Source organism: Corynebacterium sp. HMSC077G07 (assembly GCF_001809225.1).
GTDB lineage: Bacteria > Actinomycetota > Actinomycetes > Mycobacteriales > Mycobacteriaceae > Corynebacterium > Corynebacterium jeikeium_D.
Genome location: NZ_KV796529.1, coordinates 1 through 19865, shown reverse-complemented (window position 1 = coordinate 19865; position 19865 = coordinate 1). Strand labels below are relative to the sequence as shown.

18 protein-coding genes are annotated in these 19865 nt (G+C 59.2%); 8 read left to right on the top strand and 10 right to left on the bottom strand.

Annotated features, from left to right (window positions below):
- Nucleotides 1-6: 6 nt before the first annotated feature.
- The 3 genes from HMPREF2562_RS03470 to HMPREF2562_RS03460 form a co-directional block, all read right to left on the bottom strand.
- Entirely contained in the window at nucleotides 7-834 is an 828-nt protein-coding gene (locus HMPREF2562_RS03470) for an LOG family protein (RefSeq protein WP_049193669.1), read from the bottom strand.
- 69 nt (nucleotides 835-903) lie between these two features.
- Nucleotides 904-2040 carry a succinyl-diaminopimelate desuccinylase gene (gene dapE, locus HMPREF2562_RS03465; protein ID WP_070549619.1) on the bottom strand — a complete coding sequence of 379 codons (1137 nt, stop codon included), beginning with the start codon at nucleotides 2038-2040 and terminating at the stop codon, nucleotides 904-906.
- Nucleotides 2041-2045: 5 nt separating this feature from the next.
- Complete coding sequence (locus HMPREF2562_RS03460) at nucleotides 2046-2936, bottom strand: hypothetical protein (protein WP_246816348.1); 891 nt, start codon at nucleotides 2934-2936, stop codon at nucleotides 2046-2048.
- Nucleotides 2937-3019: 83 nt separating this feature from the next.
- On the opposite strand from HMPREF2562_RS03460, the gene HMPREF2562_RS03455 reads away from it, so the two are divergent.
- The 3 genes from HMPREF2562_RS03455 (at nucleotide 3020) to dapD (ending at nucleotide 6628) form a co-directional block, all read left to right on the top strand.
- Nucleotides 3020-4012: a 2,3,4,5-tetrahydropyridine-2,6-dicarboxylate N-succinyltransferase gene (locus tag HMPREF2562_RS03455; RefSeq protein ID WP_049193666.1), complete on the top strand. Its 993-nt coding sequence runs from the start codon at nucleotides 3020-3022 to the stop codon at nucleotides 4010-4012.
- A 124-nt stretch (nucleotides 4013-4136) separates the two neighbouring features.
- Nucleotides 4137-5540: an amino acid permease gene (locus HMPREF2562_RS03450; protein ID WP_172620259.1), complete on the top strand. Its 1404-nt coding sequence runs from the start codon at nucleotides 4137-4139 to the stop codon at nucleotides 5538-5540.
- A gap of 116 nt (nucleotides 5541-5656) precedes the next feature.
- Entirely contained in the window at nucleotides 5657-6628 is a 972-nt protein-coding gene (gene dapD, locus HMPREF2562_RS03445; RefSeq protein WP_070549617.1) for a 2,3,4,5-tetrahydropyridine-2,6-dicarboxylate N-succinyltransferase, read from the top strand.
- Here the strand turns inward: dapD and HMPREF2562_RS03440 are convergent.
- The 7 genes from HMPREF2562_RS03440 to typA all read right to left on the bottom strand — a co-directional run bounded on the left by HMPREF2562_RS03440 (nucleotide 6625) and on the right by typA (nucleotide 15012).
- On the bottom strand, nucleotides 6625-7572 hold the full coding sequence (locus HMPREF2562_RS03440; RefSeq protein ID WP_070549616.1) for a pseudouridine synthase: 948 nt from the start codon (nucleotides 7570-7572) through the stop codon (nucleotides 6625-6627). The two genes, dapD and HMPREF2562_RS03440, sit on opposite strands and share 4 nt — an antisense overlap.
- 91 nt (nucleotides 7573-7663) lie before the next feature.
- Nucleotides 7664-8791: a succinyldiaminopimelate transaminase gene (gene dapC, locus HMPREF2562_RS03435; protein WP_070549615.1), complete on the bottom strand. Its 1128-nt coding sequence runs from the start codon at nucleotides 8789-8791 to the stop codon at nucleotides 7664-7666.
- 54 nt (nucleotides 8792-8845) lie between these two features.
- Nucleotides 8846-9169, bottom strand: coding sequence for a ferredoxin (gene fdxA / locus HMPREF2562_RS03430; protein WP_005509435.1), 324 nt, complete (start codon nucleotides 9167-9169; stop codon nucleotides 8846-8848).
- Between the two features lie 220 nt (nucleotides 9170-9389).
- The gene (locus HMPREF2562_RS03425; RefSeq protein ID WP_070549614.1) at nucleotides 9390-9911 is read right to left on the bottom strand and encodes a hypothetical protein; all 522 of its coding nucleotides are present in this window, start codon (nucleotides 9909-9911) and stop codon (nucleotides 9390-9392) included.
- A complete protein-coding gene (mshB, locus tag HMPREF2562_RS03420; RefSeq protein WP_070549613.1) occupies nucleotides 9904-10857 on the bottom strand; it encodes an N-acetyl-1-D-myo-inositol-2-amino-2-deoxy-alpha-D-glucopyranoside deacetylase in 954 nt (317 codons plus the stop codon). Before mshB ends, HMPREF2562_RS03425 begins: the two co-directional genes overlap by 8 nt.
- A gap of 8 nt (nucleotides 10858-10865) precedes the next feature.
- Nucleotides 10866-13016 carry an ABC transporter family substrate-binding protein gene (locus HMPREF2562_RS03415; RefSeq protein WP_070549612.1) on the bottom strand — a complete coding sequence of 717 codons (2151 nt, stop codon included), beginning with the start codon at nucleotides 13014-13016 and terminating at the stop codon, nucleotides 10866-10868.
- Nucleotides 13017-13098: 82 nt separating this feature from the next.
- Entirely contained in the window at nucleotides 13099-15012 is a 1914-nt protein-coding gene (gene typA / locus HMPREF2562_RS03410; RefSeq protein ID WP_016422389.1) for a translational GTPase TypA, read from the bottom strand.
- 636 nt (nucleotides 15013-15648) lie between these two features.
- Here typA and HMPREF2562_RS03405 point away from each other — a divergent pair.
- The 5 genes from HMPREF2562_RS03405 (at nucleotide 15649) to HMPREF2562_RS03385 (ending at nucleotide 19643) form a co-directional block, all read left to right on the top strand.
- On the top strand, nucleotides 15649-16341 hold the full coding sequence (locus tag HMPREF2562_RS03405) for an Rv1157c family protein (RefSeq protein ID WP_016422388.1): 693 nt from the start codon (nucleotides 15649-15651) through the stop codon (nucleotides 16339-16341).
- A 96-nt stretch (nucleotides 16342-16437) separates the two neighbouring features.
- Nucleotides 16438-17082, top strand: coding sequence for a ribonuclease FAU-1 family protein (locus HMPREF2562_RS03400; protein ID WP_049172719.1), 645 nt, complete (start codon nucleotides 16438-16440; stop codon nucleotides 17080-17082).
- A 29-nt stretch (nucleotides 17083-17111) separates the two neighbouring features.
- Entirely contained in the window at nucleotides 17112-17723 is a 612-nt protein-coding gene (locus tag HMPREF2562_RS03395) for a suppressor of fused domain protein (protein WP_070549611.1), read from the top strand.
- Nucleotides 17724-17830: 107 nt separating this feature from the next.
- On the top strand, nucleotides 17831-18328 hold the full coding sequence (locus HMPREF2562_RS03390) for a hypothetical protein (RefSeq protein ID WP_048732907.1): 498 nt from the start codon (nucleotides 17831-17833) through the stop codon (nucleotides 18326-18328).
- 82 nt (nucleotides 18329-18410) lie between these two features.
- A complete protein-coding gene (locus tag HMPREF2562_RS03385; RefSeq protein WP_070437965.1) occupies nucleotides 18411-19643 on the top strand; it encodes an amidohydrolase in 1233 nt (410 codons plus the stop codon).
- The last annotated feature ends 222 nt before the right edge of the window (nucleotides 19644-19865 follow it).

Sequence of the window (19865 nt, the reverse complement as noted above, 5' to 3'; positions counted from 1 at the left end):
AGCGTCTTACCTCTCGCTGAAGCGACGGACTCGGCGGAGCTTTTCGGGAACGTCGGGGGTCGGCTCACACTCTTCCATCAGCTTTTCGTGCGCGGCCTCGATGTACTCGACCGCTTCTTCAATGGAGTCGGTGACCAGGAAAAGGTCCATATCAGTCGGAGAAATCAGCTCCATGGCCACTAGTTTCTCACGCATCCAATCAACCAGCCCCGACCAGAACTCAGTGCCGAGCAGCACGATTGGGTGATTTTCCACCTTCTCGGTCTGCACCATCACCAGTGACTCAAAAAGTTCATCGAGCGTGCCGAAACCACCCGGCAGGCAAATAAACGCCTGCGAATACTTCAGGAACATGGTCTTCCGCACGAAGAAGTAGCGGAAGTTCATGCCCAGGTCGACCCAGTCATTCAAGTGCTGCTCGTGCGGCAGCTCAATGCCCAACCCAATGGACAGGCCGTCGGCGTCGTAGCAGCCGCGGTTGGCGGCTTCCATGATGCCCGGGCCGCCACCAGTGATGGTCGCGTAACCCGCCTCCGCCAGCGCCTTGCCCAGGTCGAAGCCCCACTGGTAGTAAGGGCTGTCCTCTGGCAGACGTGCCGAACCATATACCGTCACCGCCGGCGGGATTTCCGCCAACGCACCAAAGCCGTCAACGAACTCCGACTGAATGCGCAGCACACGCCAGGTGTCGTTGTGCAGCCAGTCCGTGTTCGGATTGTGTGACAACAGCCTGCGGTCGGTCGTAGACGCCTGCGGTTCGCCCGCCTGTCGGATTGCGATTGGGCCGCGGAGTGCACGGCGCTTAGCTGGGGACGGAGTACGTACAGGTTTCATAACCTCACAATGTATGCCAGCAATGACATACGCGCACCCGCTCAGCGAGGGCAGGGTGTGATTCTAAGCTCACTCAGCCACCGGCGCGGTGGTCAAGTACCGCCGCAGGTCCTCCCACAGTGCCGTAATGCACTCGACCGGAATCTGCTCGTCTTTCTTGTGGCAGTACGCCGGGTCACCAGGGCCAAAGTTCACCGCAGGAATGCCGAGCGCCGAAAAACGCGCCACGTCGGTCCACCCAAACTTGGGCTTTACGACGTCGCCTGCGACCGCAACCAACTCCTTCGCAGCAGCCGCATGCAGTCCCGGCAGTGCCCCAGGGCTCACATCCTCGACATCGACGGTGAGATCCTCGGCCGCGAACTCGTCGAGCCCCAGCACCTCTCGGAAGTGCTCCATGGCCTCATCGGCGCTGCGGTTGGGCGCGAATCGGAAGTTGACTCGCAGCACCGCCTCGTCGGGAAGCGTATTGGTGGCAACCCCGGCCTCCAGCCAGACGACGTTGAGCCCTTCGCGGTAGGCCAAGCCGTCGATATCCACAGTCTGCGGCTCATAGGCGGCAATACGTGACAGCACAGGTGCTAACTTGTGCACGGCATTGTCGCCGAGCCATGCCCGAGCCGAGTGTGCACGTGTGCCGTGCGCGGTCAGACGCAGGCGAATAGAGCCCTGGCAGCCGGCTTCGATGACATTGCCGCTGGGCTCGCCCAACAGAGCGACATCGCCAGTCAGGAGCTCCGGATGCGACTCACTCAAGTGCCGCAACCCGTTGAACTCCGCGGCGATTTCTTCGCATTCGTACATGATGAGTGTCAGGTCGCGCTGCAACTCCTGGCTTGCCGCCAGCGTCGCAAAAGCATGCAGGTAGACCGCGTCACCGCTTTTCATGTCCACAGTTCCACACCCAAACAGTGTGTCTCGCCCCTGCGCGTCTACCCCACGCGTCGAGGGCACATTGTCCGCAGTCGGCACCGTATCCAGGTGTCCTGCCAAAATCACGCGCTGCGGCAACCCCCGATGGGTCCGCGCAATCACGTTGTTGTCAATGCGCAGGACCTCAATCGACTCATCTGCCTGCGCGACCTCACGCAATGCCGCCTCGACGGCATCCGCAATCGCGGTCTCATTGTGGGACACCGATTCGATGTCCACCAGTGCCGCCGTGAGGTCTACAGGATCTTGGAGCAGATTTAACTTCGATTTCACATCAATTAAGCGTACAAACCATTGTGCGCCAGCGAAACCAGAATTTTGTGATGAATATGCGCCGCACGACCATTGATCGCATCCCCATTGGCGGGCGCGCCACCACCGAGGAACAGCGCCAGCTCATGCGGTTCGGCGGAGGTCACACCAATTCTCCCCTCCGCCGGGCGCTTAAGCCCATCAGCCACCTCAAAGACCAGGGTTTTCGCTCCTTCCGGGAGAGTTTGGGCAATGATTGCCTCCGGAGTTTCGCTTGTCGACGACCCCGGCGCCCGCTCCTCCCCCGCAGAATCGGTCGCCTCTCCGTTTCCGCCATCCTCCTCGACAACGCCCGCGCCGGGACCATAGACCACAGCCACGCGGGAGCCATAGACCGCAATCACCGGACGCAGCTCATTCGTGCTGACAATCACCGTAGAACCGGCCAGCGGCTTACAGACGGCCGCGACAATCTTGGCCGTTGCATGTGGCAGCTGCACTGGGGTGGGATCGATGTCTCGTCGATAAGCAGGACGAAGCGTTTCGGCGACATCGCCCAGCTCATCGCGCTCCCACATCGGCAGGGCATCGATGCGTGCCTGCTGATCGCGGTTCTTGCGCTCCAGCAAAAGGCGGGCAATCATGCCACCGCCGAGCCCCACCGCGATGGCAACTGCGATAACCAGCACAAGACGGTTCGGCGCAATGAGCGCAACCACTGCGGCGATAGCCACACCGACTGCGCCAATTGGCATTGCTCGCGGCGGCAAAACGAAACCAAAGAAGCTGGCTACGGCGAGAATCCAAGCACTCAGCAGTGCGAATCCGACATAGAAGACCACCGGCAGGGACAGGACGAAGCCGAGTCCGAGCACACTGACAGCAATGATGAGGCTAACTAAGAACCACTGCTTCATTTTCTGTGTGCTTTCAAGGCCAGCTAGGGGCATAGTTCATCCTTCCGCGAAGATTCCTTAAAGGGATACTAATATTAAGAATCATGATTACATCTGGTGCTGTCGCTACGGGAATCGCCAATATCGCAATGGACGGTACAGTTCTCGATACTTGGTTTCCCGCACCTCAGTTAAGCGATGAGGTCGTAGAATCGAGCACTCACCGGCTCGGCGCCGCTGATCTGACCCCACAGTTGCTTCGTCAGGTGATTTTGGACGAGGATCGCCGCGTGGAGCAGGTGGCAGTGCGCACGTCCATTGAGGATTTGTCCAAGCCTGCTGTCGACCCGCACGATGCCTACCTGCGCCTGCATTTGCTCTCCCACCGCCTGGTCAAGCCGCACCAGCTAAACACCAAGGGCCTCTACGAGTTGCTCCATGTTGTGGCGTGGACCAACAAGGGGCCATGTCTGCCGGACAACTTCGAGCAACTGCGCACCCACTTGCGCGTCCGCGGTCTGATTCACGTCTACGCCATCGACCGCATGCCGCGCATGGTCGATTATGTGCTGCCCGCCGGTGTGCGCATTGCAGAGGCCGAGCGCGTGCGGTTGGGCGCTTACTTGGCACCGGGTACGTCCGTACTGCGCGAGGGATTTGTCTCGCTGAACTCGGGTACTCTGGGCCCATGCAAGATTGAGGGACGTCTATCCTCCGGTGTCGTCATTGGCGCGCACACGAAGGTGGGACTGTCGGCCTCCATCATTGCCGCTCATGACGATTCCGGTCAGCGTAAGCCGCTCACGGTTGGCGAGCGCTGCCACATCGATATCGCGGCCGGCACCGTCGGCGTCAGCCTCGGTAATGACTGCATTATTGACCGAAGCATCCTCATTGCCCCCGATACGCCCATCGATGTCCCCGCGGAGAACCGCCGTATTCAGGCATGGGAAATTTCGGGCCGCGACAACATGCACTTCTACCATCACCCGGACCACTCGGCGGTGTGCGTCCGCCGCACGGAACGCCCGGGCAATGACGAAGGTGCCGCTGCTTTCGCTCAGCTTGCCGACGTGCCGGATGAGCTGGCCGGATAACCTACTTTCGGTGCTCGTGAAGGCACATTAGTTGACCCCAAAACGGTGAATGGGGGTAAACCCGTAATACGGTTATTGCCCCTGTTATCAGCGAGGTAATGTTTGCGACATGACCGAATCGCAAATTACCTCCACCTCCGGCGAGACAGCTCAGCTGGGCAAGGGGCTGCAGGTTCGACACCTGACCATGATGGGTCTTGGCTCCGCAATCGGTGCCGGTCTTTTCCTTGGTACGGGCGTCGGCATTAAGGCAGCTGGCCCGGGTGTTCTAGTTTCCTATGTCATCGCTGGCTTCATTGTCGTCCTCGTCATGCAGATGCTCGGCGAGATGGCCGCTGCCCGCCCGACACCGGGTAGCTTCTCCACCTATGCCGAGATGGCCTTTGGTTCCTCGGCTGGCTTTGTCCTCGGCTGGCTCTACTGGTTCATGCTCATCATGGTGCTCGGCGCTGAAATTACCGGTGCCGGTGCCATCATGGGTGCGTGGTTCGGTATTCCGGGCTGGATTCCAGGCCTGATCTGTGTTGTCTTCTTCGCTGTAGTGAATTTGGCGAATGTGCGCGGTTTCGGCGAGTTTGAGTTCTGGTTCGCGTTCATCAAGGTCGCGGTGATTATCGCGTTCCTGGTCATTGGCGTTCTTCTTTTCTTCGGTCTGCTGCCAGGCACCAGCTTCGTCGGTACGACGCATATTGCCGAGTCCGGATTCCTCCCGAATGGCGTGTCCGGCATTGCCGCTGGTCTGTTGGCCGTGGCCTTCGCCTTCGGCGGTATCGAGATTGTCACAATTGCCGCTGCTGAGGCTGAAGATCCGCAGCGCTCCATCGCTGCTGCTGTCCGCTCGGTAATCTTCCGCATCTCTGTGTTCTACCTGGGCTGCGTGACCGTCATCATCCTGCTGTTGCCGTACTCCCAGATTGACGGCGCTGACTCCGCAGCTGAGTCGCCGTTCACCCAGGTTCTGAAGCAGGCGAACATTCCGGGTGCCGTTGGCTTCATGGAGGCCATTATCGTTCTGGCGCTGCTGTCCGCGTTCAACGCTCAGATTTACGCAACCTCTCGCCTGGTCTACTCGATGTCCACCCGCGGTGAGGCACCGCGCTTCTTCGCCCACACCAATGAAGGCGCAGTTCCGAACCGTGCGGTCATCATGTCGATGGTCTTCGCCTTCGTCTCCGTGGGCCTGCAGGTTGTCTTCGACGGCTCGAGTGTCCTGGTCTTCCTACTGAACGCTGTCGGCGGCTGCTTGCTGGTGATCTGGCTGGTCATCGCCCTGTCTGAGATTAAGCTGCGCCCGCAGATGGAGGCCAACAACGAGCTTTCCGTTCGCATGTGGGCCTACCCGGCACTGTCCTGGGTAGCGGTCATCCTGATTCTGGGCCTCGCTGTTGGCATGCTCACCGATTCTGGTGCTCGCCAGCAGGTTATCGCCGTTGTGTGTGTCACTGCGTTCCTCGCGGTGCTCGCTGCACTGACTAAGAAGAGCCGCACCGCGGCCCGCGAGGCTCTCGAGTCCAGCGATAGCAACTAGCCGTTAGCAACTGGCTGCAGGGCCTAACCACCCTGCTACCCCTATCCGAACATTTCCTTGCTACACATTTGCGGAACACTTTTCATAGATAGGGATATGCCGGTAGCCTGTTTTCCATGAAATTTGGAGCACAAGCTACCGGCATTGCCACTTTTAACAACGATACTGTTCTCGACGTCTGGTTCCCCGCCCCCAAGCTCATCGAAGAGGGCGTGGCAACCTCCACCACGACCGGAACCATCGACGCCGACGCACTGCCCGAAAATTTCACCTACCTCACAGATCTGGCCGTAGCCGATGCGGACCGTGGCACCACCCGCCGTCTGGTCACAGCTACCATCGCTTCACTCGATGACGCACCAGTCGACACCATCGATGCCTACCTGCGTCTCCATCTGCTGTCCCACCGCCTGGCCACCCCCAACAGCATCAACCTGGACGGCATCTTCGGCAAGCTCAACAATGTGGTGTGGACGAATTTTGGCCCCTGTGCTGTCGAAGGCTTCGAGGTAACCCGAGCCAAGCTGTCACGCCGCGGGCCTGTCACCGTCTACTCCATCGATAAATTCCCCCGCATGGTCGACTACGTCACTCCCACCGGAGTTCGCATCGGTGACGCTGACCGCGTGCGCCTGGGCGCCCACCTCGCAGAGGGCACCACAGTCATGCACGAGGGCTTCGTCAACTTCAACGCAGGCACGCTTGGACACTCCATGGTGGAAGGCCGTATCTCTCAGGGGGTCGTCGTCGACGACGGCTCCGATATCGGCGGTGGTGCGTCCATCATGGGCACACTATCCGGTGGAGGTAAGGAAGTTGTGTCCGTCGGCAAGCGATGCCTACTCGGTGCGAACGCTGGACTCGGAATCTCGCTCGGCGATGACTGCGTACTCGAAGCCGGGCTCTACATCACTGCCGGCACCAAGTGCCTCGTTGCCCTAGACGGTGTGAAGAAGACGCTCAAGGCCCGCGAGCTCTCGGGCGGATCGAATATGCTCTTCCGCCGCAACTCGCTCTCTGGTGCAGTCGAGGTTGTGCCGTGGGCTGCCGAAAAGGTGAAGCTCAGCGCGGAGCTGCACTCTAACTAAGAGGTGGTCGGCACGTCTGCCGGGGCCGCGATATTCCGCGCGCTCCGGTAGGCACGTCGCTCACCAGTGACGGGGTCGACAAAGGCCAGCGCGGTCGCCGTCAATCGCAACTGCGGCGTGTACTTTGGCACGCCACTCGCGCTTGCCGACGGCCCCTGCGCCCCCGCTCCCCGGCCATAGGTATCCTCACCGAGAATGGGATAGCCTAGCCAGTCCAACGTCGCCCGCAGCTGATGCGTGCGGCCCGTATGGGGCTGTAGCCGCCAGCGCCCCACCTGCATGCGGCTGCCGCAATGCCCACAACCACAGCCGACTGCGTGCAGCGGAACGCTGGCGCTGGTCACACCACCGCCACCGCCACTGCTGCTCGCCAGCACATCGCCGATGTCCGCGGCTACCTGGCCGAGGAAGGTCACGGTTGTGCGTGCGAGCTTGAACTTGGGATTCTTCGCGGCAGCGCGAGCGGAATCGTCGGTCTCCACGACATTTACTCCGCGCCCCGCAGGGTTGGGATCGAGCAGAAGCGTGACATCCCTGGTTTCCCCCACATGCCAATCATCGGGCATCACGGTGAGGCATTCGTATTCTTTGGTGATTTCCTGGTTTTGGAAAAGCTGCTGGTAGCGCGCACGGGTAGCCGGATTCCGGGAAAGCAACAGCAGCCCACTGGTTAGCAGATCCAGGCGGTGGACGGCCACTATCTCCGGTTCCCCGAGACTACGTCGCAGTCGCTCCTGAACGGTATTGGCCACGATGCGGCCATTGGGGGTTGCGGGCAGAAAAGGTGGCTTGTCTACGACCAGAAACTCATCGGTGTCGGCCACAATTGCCGGCTCAAAGGGGATGTACTCCTCGCGCTCGTGAGCGGCAGCATCGACTTGCGCTGTCTGACAGTTCTTCTCAAGGCCCCACCAAGCATCTCGGTTACCTGCGGCACGTCCCACGGCGCACTCCCTTTTTCATGATTTGGTCCTATGCCGATGTCGGCACCGTTTGCAGCATTCGGCCTACTAGAGCCAGCACATCTGGCCGGGGCTAGCCACGAATACGCGCTGCGGCCGCTTCGATGTCGTTGAGCGTTGCTGTGAGCCCCACCCGCACGTGCTGCGCACCCTTGGGGCCGTAGAAGCTACCCGGTGCGACCAGGATGCCACGTTCGGCCAGCCAATCAACCGTCTGCCAGCAGTCTTCCCCGCGCGTAGCCCACAGATAGAGCCCGCCCTCGGAGTCGTCGATACGAAAACCTGCGGCTACCAGTGCATCGCGCAGAATCTCACGGCGGTCACAGTAGCGCTGTTTTTGTTCAGCCTCGTGGGAGTCGTCGTTAAGCGCGGCGATCGTGGCGTGCTGGATGGGCCCCGGCATCATCAGCCCCATGTGACGGCGCACGGAAACCAGCTCGGCAATAAGGTCCGCATCGCCGGCGAACCAGCCGGTGCGGTACGACGCCATGTTCGACGTCTTGGACAGCGAGTGGATAGCCAGCAGGTTGGTGAAATCACCGTCGCACACTCGCGGGTCGAGAATACTGACTGGCTGTTCAGTCCAGCCGAGCCCCAGGTAGCACTCGTCAGAGGCAACAATGACGTCCCGAGCACGCGCCCACTCAACCACCTTGCGCAGGTGTTCAACACCGAGGACCTTGCCGTTGGGGTTGCCCGGGGAATTGATGAACATCAGCGTCGGCGAGGCGGGACCGATTTGCGTCAGCGAGTCCGCACGCAGCAGCTCAGCGCCTGCGATGCGCACGCCGACCTCGTAGGTGGGATATGCCAGCTCGGGGATGACGACGGTATGCCCCGCGCCTACGCCGAGGAGGAAGGGAAGCCAGCCAATCGCTTCCTTGGTGCCGATGACCGGAAGCACATTGCCGCCGTTGACCGCTGACTCCAGTCCCGTCACGCCGTAGCGCCGCGCCATTGCTGCAACAATCGCCGCGCGTAGCTCAGGCGTGCCGACGGTCTGTGGGTAGCCCGGTGCGGCAGAGCCTTCGGAAAGGCCCTGCCGGATTATCGGAGCGACTTCATCGACCGGTGTGCCGACCGAGAGATTCACCATGCCCTCTTCATGCGCAGCCGCAGTGGCTTTCGCCTGCGTGAGAGAATCCCACGGAAACTGAGGCAAAAGAGAACCGGGAGTTACGCGCTTACGAGCAGCTGACATGAGCGGTGATGAAGTCCTTCCCGGGAAAAGAAATAGGTTTAGTCCTCTGTGGTTTTAGTCTTCTGCCTGCGGCGGCAGCGCTGCCACGAACGGCACATCGAAGTCCTGGGGGCCGAGCTTGGCGGCACCGCCCGGGGAACCCAGCTCATCGAACCAGTCGACATTGGCATCGATAAATTCAACCCACTCATCCGGAACATCGTCCTCGTAGAAGATGGCCTCGACTGGGCAGACCGGTTCACAAGCGCCGCAGTCCACGCACTCATCAGGATGAATGTAGAGCATGCGCTTGCCCTCGTAAATACAGTCAACCGGGCACTCTTCAACACAGGCACGGTCGAGGACGTCAACACATGGCTGGGCAATGATGTAAGTCATGGTTTTAGGTTTAAGAACCTTTCTCACAAGATATGGGATGAGGCTTTCGCTATCTGTCGATTATGCCGTTCCGACGAGAAACAGAGCAAAATAGACAGAGCGGTATATTCAGATTGGAGTCTACACCCAACGTGGGTGTTGTTATCAACTGGCTCCAGAAAGGGCCACATTGATGCAGGCTTGCCCTGCATCAATTCCTCACCGTCTACTGCAGTTTCCGCTAGAGTGCCCGCAGATGGCGCAACGGCCAGGCACCGCCCAGCACACCGCAAACAAGCAGCAGCACTGTTCGCAACCACTGCCCCATTGCCAAATCACCACCGAAGGGCAGCACTGCCCACAGCAAAATGCCGGCAAAGCCCAGCACCCAGATGACAGTCGGAATCGCAGCTTTGGAGCGATCACGTGTCCACAGCAACGCTGTGTTGGTGATGATCAGATTGGCAATATAGGCCAGCGGAATAGTCCACGGCAACGGAATAGCAACCGAGCCCATGGTAATCCACGCTCCGAGGAAAACTACCTCAATCACCAGCGCCGCCAACGCAGCGAGTGACAGCCAGACCAGCGCTACCGTGACCTCACCCTGATGGAAATTCTCGCGTGGCTGCGAACGTTCCGGGTCGCCCCAATAGCGCTCATCCCCGAATGTGCGCTTTTCAATACTCAAGCGCTCGTTCTTCAACTTTCCGCCAGCAGCGTTAATCAAGTCTTCGCTTTCGTGAGGCTGAGGGTTACTCATCGTCCGCGCTCCCCTCCACTGCCAGGTCCGCGCTCGGCACTGAGCCGGCACTTGCTGCCGGGTCCTGCAGCAATCGGACATTCACCAGTTCCCCCAGCTCTTCCAGGGACGCAGCAGTCGCCGTACCAAAACGGTATGCCTCAGTCGGCGTCACCGGCTGACACAGCAAATTGGAAAACGCCCAGACGGCTCGCGCATGACCAGAGCCGTCGGTCTGCCCATAGACAGCATCTGGATTGACCTCGCTGACGGAACCATCGGCGAACCACACTTGTGTCGCATGCGCGCGCATGGCCTCAACCTTGGCAGCCACAGCGGCATCATCCAGCTGAACCTCGAAACGGCCGGTCACGGTGGCGAAGTCGTCGACATCGCACGCCTGCCAGCTCTCCGGCACCACGGTAATGGCATCCAGCCCCGCCGCCATTGCCTCACGATCGGTGACCGCCCACAGCGTCGGAAAGCGATTTCCGCACGCCGCGACAGTGATATCGTGTGCGCGAATGTGGTCCGGGTGCCCATAGCCACCATCGGCATCGTAAGTAATGACCAGGTCCGGCTGCAGCTCATCGAGGATGGTGCGAAGCTGGGCGACCGCCTCATCACCCGAGTTCACGAACGCACGGGGATGCTCATTGCCCTTGTCCCCTGCCATACCGGAATCACGCCAACGCCCGGCACCACCGAGGAAACGCGGTGCATTGTCTGGGCCATTGGCCCCCAGCGCACGCAGCGCCGAGCGCAACTCGGCGACGCGGAAACCGCCCAGCTGGTCAGCTTCATCAGCAACTAGCCCCTGGTACGGCGCGCCGATGACCTCGCCCAGCTCGCCCATCGTGCAGGTCACTACGCTTACCGACGCTCCGGAGCGCGCGGCAGCCGCAATCAAACCACCTGTCCAAATGGACTCGTCATCTGGATGTGCGTGAACAAAAAGTAACTTCACGGGCTTTCTTACTTCCCCTTGTTCTCCTGGTCGGCGTTATCGCGGACTTCTTGGTTCTGACCCGAACCGTCCTGCTCAGTATCTTCGCGCGGACTATCTCCCGGTTGAGAATTCTCAGACGATTCTCGAGTCCCGCTTTGCGTCGAGACTCGGCGAACCTCGCCCAGAACACCGAGGCGACCCAACACTGGGTCATCAGTCCACTGCGAAGAGTCCTTCCGCCCGGTAATTGTAATTTCCGGGCTGACGACCGTCAGCAGGCCGTCTTTCACCAAGGTCAGCTCGATACTGTGGCCAGCAATGATATCGGCGAGTTCAGCGGGCAACGCAGAACTGTCGGGAGCGAGCAGCTCATCAACCTGCGGGTCACAAAGGCCGGAAAGATTCTCGCTCCGAGCAGCCGATTTCGGAGCGACAGGTACTCCATTTAGGTCAGCCGGTTCCGCTGAGGTAGAAGATTTGGACCGTTCAGACGGTGTCGTCCCGTCCAGCGAGCTCTGCTCTTCAGCGCTCTTTCTCCGGTCTTCACTTGGTGCAGGTTTTGTCGAACTGTCAACGCCCTCAGACTCAGACTCGGATTCTGACTCAGACTCGGTAGCCGACTCTGCGCCTGCTTCATCCAAGTCCTTCGGCGGTAGCGAACTCACCGAGCCTTCCGTACACGCATAGCGTTCCCGGGCCGCCTGGACGGAATTGGGCTGCTCTGCCCATGCCACCACGGCATCGACGGTTCCGTAGGGCAACGAAGACCGCAGCATGTCCGCCGGAGAATACGAAACAACGGTGGCGGGGATACCAGCTGCAGTCAACTGGTCAGCGACCGCAAAAGCCGCAGCGCGTGCCGCTATACCGTCGCTAATGATGCCGATTCGTAGCGGATTGTCCTCGGTAAATCCGGCCTGAGGTGCCTCGGATTTCTCCTGGCCACCACCGTCACCAGAACCACCCGCAATTCGGCGCCCGGTGGCCACCTCTGAGACCTCTGCAACGTTGATGGTGCGCAGAATGGCCCGGCGGACGGACTCGTCGGCAAGCCTGCTCGACGCGAGATTGGTACTGAAAACCAGTTCCCGGTTCGGCTCATGGAAGAACTCAGCAACACCGGGGACCAGACCGTACGTCAGCTCAGAGGTCTCCGTCGGACGGACCTGCACGGCATGGATCTGCTTCGAACGCAGTTGCTCCGCACCATCGATGGCACTACGCATGGCACGCAGCGTAATAACCTCCGAGGCTGCTGGCTGCTCACCCCAGTAGCGGTCATTTCGAACCAGTCGAATGATGTTGCGGCCGACATCCATCGACTCGACGGTGTACTGCCCACCGGAGGCCGGGAAACGGCTGGCCAGCCCTTCGGAAAAACCATCAGTGTTCGACCGCATCAAATGCGCTGGCAAGAGATGTGCAAACAGGCGCTGCCAATGCGTAATCGGCTGAGTGAACGTCACATCAATCTGACGGCCACCATCGGAGACATCAATGGATTTAATCAGCTCATAAGTCGCCGTATCCAGCGATCCTGGCGTGGACGTGACTTGGGAAAATAGGTAGCGGAAGTCCTCGCCACTGATTGGCGTGCCATCGCTCCACTGCGCCCCTTTTCGAATGCGGTAGCGGACATGCTCTGCCGCTACCGTCGGATCCGTGATGTCAACATCGGCCGCTTTTCCGTTTCCAGCTCCGTTTCTGGCGTCACCGTCTTTGCTGTCATCACTCTCGATGACCTGCACGGAATCCAGCAAGTCGGAGTTGAGTAGCCACTGGGGAGCACCTGCCGAGCGAGCATTGGCAGCGTTATCCACCACTCCGGGAGCTTGCGCGGAGGCACTAGCGTCACCAGCCTCGCCCTCAACCGGCGCAGGGGTAAAAACACTAGGCAGTGTCAGTCGCGCTACCAGGCTGGTCACCGGGGAGACGTCGGCAAGCAAATGCGGATTGAAACCTTCGACAAACTCGTCGACACCGACCGTGACTTCACGCATCTTTTTAGCCTGGTCAGCGGTGTCTTCCTGCTGCACCGGCACTTCCTGCTGCCCGGGCACAGTCGGAGCGTCCGACGGGCGAGCCATGCACGAAGACGCCAAAGCCGCCGTCACGCAGAGTGTCGATGCTACGAAAAATCGACGAGAAGCTGCGTGACGACGGCTGCGAATAAACATATCCACGAGATTACTCGACACCTGGCCGAGTCAGTTACCCCGAGACTGGTTTTCAGGTGGTCCAGTCCCCTAGCAACCCGAATTACTTCTTATTCATGGCCTTCGCGCGGGAACGAGCGCGAGCGCGATCGGTAGCGCTGAGGATCTGCTTGCGTACGCGGATACCCTCCGGAGTGACCTCAACACACTCGTCAGCGCCACAGAACTCCATAGCCTCATCGAGGGAAAGCTTGTGCGCCTTCTCCAGAGTCACGGTCGCATCAGCCGAGGCTGCGCGCATATTCGTCAGCTTCTTTTCCTTGGTGATGTTGATGTCCATGTCCTCATCACGCGGATTCTGGCCAACGACCATGCCCTCGTAAGCCTGGTCACCCGGCTCGACGAAGAAGGTACCGCGGTCAGAAAGCTGAATCAGCGCGTAAGCGGTGATCTGGCCAGTACGGTCAGCGACCAACGATCCTGTCGGACGATCCTTAATCTCGCCTGCCCACTCGCCGTAACCGGCCGAGTAGTGATTGGCGATACCGGTGCCCTTGGTCTCCGTCATGAAAGTAGTGCGGAAGCCAATCAGACCGCGGGACGGAATGAGGAACTCCATGCGCACCCAACCGGTGCCCTGGTTACCCATCTGCTCCATGCGCCCCTTACGAGCCGCCATCAGCTGAGTGACAGCACCCAGGTGCTCTTCTGGAACATCGATGGTCAGGTGCTCGTACGGCTCCTGAACCTTGCCGTCGACGGTCTTGGTAACAACCTGCGGCTTACCGACGGTCAGCTCAAAGCCCTCACGACGCATAGTTTCAACCAGAACGGACAGCGCCATTTCACCACGGCCCTGCACCTCCCAGGCATCCGGGCGCTCGGTCGGCAGCACGCGCAGCGAGACGTTACCAATCAACTCCTGGTCCAGGCGGGCCTTGACCATACGAGCGGTCAGCTTATCGCCACCACCCTGGCCTGCCAGTGGCGAGGTGTTCACGCCGATCGTCATAGAAATAGCCGGCTCATCGACCAGGATGCGCGGCAGCGGGTCCGGATGCTCGGCATCACAGAGAGAGTCACCGATCATGACCTCGTCGATACCGGAGATAGCGGCGATGTCACCAGCAATGGCCTCTTCAGCAGGTACGCGGGTCACGCCGACGGTACGCAGCAGCTCCGCGACCTTCGCATTCTTGACATGCTCATTGCCCTCGGAGTCGTAATGAATCCACGAAATCTGCTGTCCCTTGCGGATACGGCCCTTATGGATACGAATCAGACCAATTCGACCGAGGAAGGAGCTGGAGTCCAGGTTGGTAACCTGCGCCTGCAGCGGGGCATCAATCTCAGCGGACGGCTCCGGGAGCACCTCGGTGATGACGTCGAACAGCGGCTGCAGGTTCTCAGACTCCGGCAAGTTGCCGTTACCCGGGTTCTCGGTAGAAGCCTTACCGGCACGACCAGAGGCATAGAGAACCGGCAGCTCAAGGTTGCGCTCAGCGACCTCAGCAGCTTCCGGGTCTTCCAGGGTGGAGGCTAGCTCGAGCAGCAGATCCTGTGCTTCCTCGACAACCTCGTCGATACGTGCATCTGGGCGGTCAGTCTTATTGACCACGATAATCACCGGCATGCAGGCAGCAAGCGCCTTGCCCAGGACGAAGCGGGTCTGCGGCAGCGGACCTTCAGAGGAGTCGATCAGCAGCACGACACCGTCAACCATGGACAGTGCGCGCTCCACCTCGCCACCAAAGTCGGCGTGACCAGGGGTGTCAATGACGTTGATGATGAGGTCTTCGCCGTTCTTGCCCTCACCTTTTCGGCGAATAGCGGTGTTCTTCGCCAAGATGGTGATGCCCTTTTCCTTTTCAAGGTCACCAGAGTCCATCACTCGGTCTGCAACTTCTTCGTGGTCGCTGAAAACGCCGGACTGCTCCAGCATGGCGTTCACGAGAGTGGTCTTGCCATGGTCGACGTGTGCGACAATGGCGACATTACGGAACTCGGTATCGCTCACAGGCGGATAGCTCCTAACAAGCTAAGAGGACTAAAAGAAACAAGATACGGCCTTGCTCTAAAGAACTGTCTTTACGACTGCCTTTAACGCCCCGCATCAACGCGTAATAAAGCGTTCTACAGTGTACTCCTTCTTAATGGCCCTGCACATCTGGCAGAGATTCTCACAACCCCGAGCACCTATCCGTCATGCAAAGTGGCACTGCCGCGCCACCCTTAGGGATAAATTACCCCCTTACTGCACCCCCGCTTTACCGACAGTCATAACGGCATATCCGCCAACGCCACAACGCTTCACGACGGCAATCTCTCAGCCCGCCATGTGACACATGTGACCAAATGCCATAGTTGTAACCCCACGGGATGAGACTTGACTTCACCCGCTTACGCGCTGCGAAACACCATTAACACCACAGGCATACATGACGTCACAATTTTCACAATCATCTCGTTCTACACCAAAAATCACTCTAATTAACTTGCGACACGCGGGAATCCGTGCGTTAATCTCCTGAGAAGATTCTGAACATTTCTTTTTCAAATCTTTCCAATTCCCGTTGGAGTCGTTCTAAGATGAGCAACGATTCCGAAATTTTGATTCCGACTCCAATAGCCCACGAATGAGAGGTTCTTCACCGTGGTTTCGACTGGACGCTCCTTCCTGCGCCGTGCCGCAGCGACCTTGGGTGCAGCTGCAATTCTCACTGCGGGCATGACTCCCGCCGCTTCTGCTTCCCCGTCGCTGGACTCCCTGAACATCGCTTCGCCGAATCTCTACGGCAACGCGCGCGACATCATTAACTCCCCAGGCGTTCCTGAGGAAATTTCCAGCGCACTGAACAAGGGAATTGACTTCCTGACTGGTGAGGGCGAGGGCGAGCCGGGCTTCAAGGTTCCGGAAGGTGCCCCGAAGACCAACCAGTTCCTGCTGCCTACTGTTGCCGACAAGTGCATCGGCGGCGAAGGTCGTTCCTTCGGCCTGGCCACTACCGTTCCGGGCCCGGCAGACCTGCCTCTGCCAGGTGTTCCAGAAAACCAGCTTGGCTTCATTTTCACTGGCCTGGGCACCAAGCAGCTGGCTAAGCAGCAGGACACAGAGATGAATGTCTACTGGGTCAACGTTGCTAACGGCAAGTACGGCAAGACCACCCTGGAGAACAACGGCATCAACGCCGAGGAGGGCCCGGGTGCTGTCAACGGCACCGCTGACACGGGCAAGGGCGTGGTCATCGCTGTCATGCAGGGCGGTATCACCACTCAGGAAGAGCCTGGTCCGACCAACTGCAGCTACACCCCGACCGCCGGTGTCTTCCCGGTCGGCCTGAACTAAGTTTTTCTAGTTCTCCCCTAGCCCTTTTTGCATCACGTATGCAGAAAGGGCTTTTCTATGCCCAAAAAGGCAACCCCTACACGTTAAGGTATTCGCATGTCCACTTCACCGGCCACTTCGGCTTCGACCGCGGCAGCTCCTGCGCTCTCCCCAATTCGCTCGAGTCAGGACACACATCCTCCGAAAGTCGAGACCTTTGACCTACGTGAAATGGTCAACACCGACCCCAAGGGCTTTCAGCGCAATGTCGACGAGTTCCGAACTCTCACACCCAGCCGCCTTTATATGCGCCGTGGGATGGATCATCCAAAGTTTGGATATCTAGAGTCATTCCTGCTTGCCGACGAGGGGTTGCGCATCAGCATTTATCACTTCCGCCCGGGCGTGAAGGTGGAACACCAACGTTACGTCGATATTGTCAGCATCGACCGGACTGATCCGCAGTGCTGGCGTATGACCGATTTGTATCTCGACATCCTGCAGGCACCGACCGATCCTGAGGCCATAGCTCCCCTACCTGTCGATGCGACCACACAGATTCGCGTTGAAGATGTCGACGAGCTCGTCGCGGCCCACACCCAAGGGCTGATTAGCGATGAACTCACCGAATTCGCTATCGAGACCACGCTGACTGCGCGCGCCGCAATCGCTGCACACGGTGACAACATTGATACGTGGATGCAGACTTTGAACCTCGATGCGACGTGGGCTGATGCTGTCGAGCTTTCGCCCGCAGCCTAAAATGACCACCTCAACAAGGAGTACCGCCCGTGTTCGATAACTTAACCGGCCCCATTCCTCCCGCCGGTCCTGACAGCAATGCGATCATCAAAGCAGTCCGAGCAGCATTTACCTCCTATTTTGAAGAGTCCAACCCCGGCGAAGCCCAGCTGACCTTCCTTGGCTCTGCGCCACTGAAGATGCTGCGCTTCGGACCTGACACAGACCGGATTGTCACCTATGCAACACTGGGTTGCAGTGCCGAGGCGATGCAAGATCCGTCCGCAATGGTGGTGGACACCAACTCTGGCCCGCGTGCCGAACTCATCTTGCCTATTCGTGGTGGACTGGACGAAGTCATCCGCCCGCTGGGTATTCTTGCCGCTTCCCCAAGCATCGAAGGCCTCGTCCTGACCGAGGGGGCACTTATTGACTTCGGCCAGCCACTGTGGGATCAGTCGCGCTTCACCGGTTTTGTGCTGTTCAAGGCAGAAATCCCGCCGGTCGCGGTGGAGGAAACCGAAGTCACAATCTTCCAGCCGGTCCCGGCCACGACCAACGAATTTGCCCTTGCTCGGGCTAAGGGCGTTGACGAACTGCGTCGCGTGTGGGAAACCCAAGGTGTCGACTTCACCGACCCGCACCGCACCAGCGCTGTATAAAAGTTAGCTTTTGTGGTGGTTGCCGGTTATCTGCTCGTCGGCAAGCGATAAGTTCAACCTAGCAGTGACGTTTCGCGCCGCGACAGCGTGGTTTAGAGTATGGAATTATGGCAGTCAATTCGGCTAAAGACGTTCCTTTCCATGCGGCGCAGTCCTTTAGGTGGTGGCGGCTCGCGGTATATGTTTACGTCCCAGCGCTAATCCTCACCGTGGTCAGTTCCCTATTGAAATGGGACGCGACTGTTACGGAAGCGGCAAAGGCCAACAACATCGAGGTTTCTGCTGCACAGACCAGCTTGGCCGTGAGCTTCGCGTTTGCGATTCTCGCGCAGACGGCAACGGCGATTGCGTGCTGGTGGCTTGCTGGCAAACTCCTTGAAGGATCGACTGCAGCGCGCACGGTGCTGTCCGTGGCGGCGGCAGTTTTTGTCATTAATGCATCAATGACGCTGGTCGGAACGATTTCCCAGGTACGCTCCGGAGACTCGTCGGCGCTCGGTTTGATTACAGCTGGCCTGCTGATTGTTGCCTCTATCATCGCCGCAACTGCAACCGCCCAGTCCTACCGCGGCGAGCGTAACCAGAAGTTCTTTGTGACGACGTAGGCAGCTCTTAGAGGTTTGGGGCGGGACGGGGATGCCTTCCAGGGCCTCCACCGTCCGCTTTAGGTCGGCGTACATTTTAGGTATGCCCACTAATACTGAGAGCGCCAGAAAGATTCTGAATGGTCTCGCGTCCACCCAATCCCAGCGCGAGGAACTGTACAAATATTTCCACCGGCACCCTGAGCTTTCCATGCAGGAGCACAGCACTGCAGACCGGATTATTCAGGAGCTCGAATCTTCAGGTATTTCCACAAATCGCGTCGGAGACACCGGCATCGTTGCCATTATTGAGAACGGTGCCGGGCCGATTGTAGCTATGCGCGCAGACATTGATGCGCTACCGGTGAAGGAGACTTCCGGCAAAGACTACGCCTCCACGGCAACGCAGATTGATGAAAAGACCGGCACAGAGGTCCCCGTCGCCCACGCTTGTGGGCACGACTTCCACCTGATGTCTTTGCTCACAGCGCTGCAGGCTTTCAACGAAAACCTTGATCAGTGGTCTGGCACATTCATCGGTATTTTCCAACCCGCTGAAGAAACCGCCGAAGGTGCACGCGCAATGCTGGCGGCAGATCTGGAGAGGGCTATTCCGCGTCCCGACGTTTATCTCGGTCAACACGTACTAGCTAGCTTGCCCGGCGGTTATGTGGGAACTCGCCGCGGGCCAGTTCTCTCCTCTGCATTCTCGGTCAAAGTCACTGTGCACGGTAATGGCTCCCATGGATCCATGCCGGAGCTCAGTGTCGATCCCGTTGTCTTGGCATCCACCATTGTGATGCGCCTTCAGACCATTGTCTCGCGTGAGGTAGCGGCCACCGAGACCGCAGTGGTGACCGTTGGTGCGATTCAAGCGGGAACTAAGTCCAACATCATTCCTGACTCCGCAGAGCTGCTCATCAACACTCGTGCCTACAACAGCGCCGTGACCGAACACCTCAAAGAGGCAATCGAGCGCATTGTACGAGCAGAGTGCGTTGCTGCCCGCAGCCCTCAAGACCCGCAGTTCACTTACTACGACCGCTATCCCCTCACGAATAATGACGGGGATGCCACGAATACTGTGCGTGAGGCATTCGACGCGTACTTCGGTGAAGAAGTCTCCGACTTGGACGCAGTGCCCGCCTCTGAAGATTTCTCAATCATCCCCGATGCGCTTGGCGTGCCATATACGTACTGGGGGCTCGGCGGTTTCGCGGATGAGAGCAGCGCTGTTGGCAACCACAACCCAGCTTTCGCCCCTGACCTCCAACCCACTCTTGACCGGGGAGCAGAGGCAATCGTTGTAGCGGCCTGTGCTTGGTTGGCGAAATGAGGGTGTGATCAGCGAGGCTGATGCGTGCGGCTGCTGGCGAGCTGGTGGATGGTGTAGTGCCGGACTCGTGCGGGGCTCGTGCGGGACTCGTGCGGGGCTCGTGCGGGACGGCCGAAAAACCGGGGGTTAAGAGAAAAGTAGACCCCGGTGCACGCCGATTGGACACGCTTCTTGCTACTTAACGCAAAATTTACGGGCTGCAAATGTGAAACTGTGTGAGTT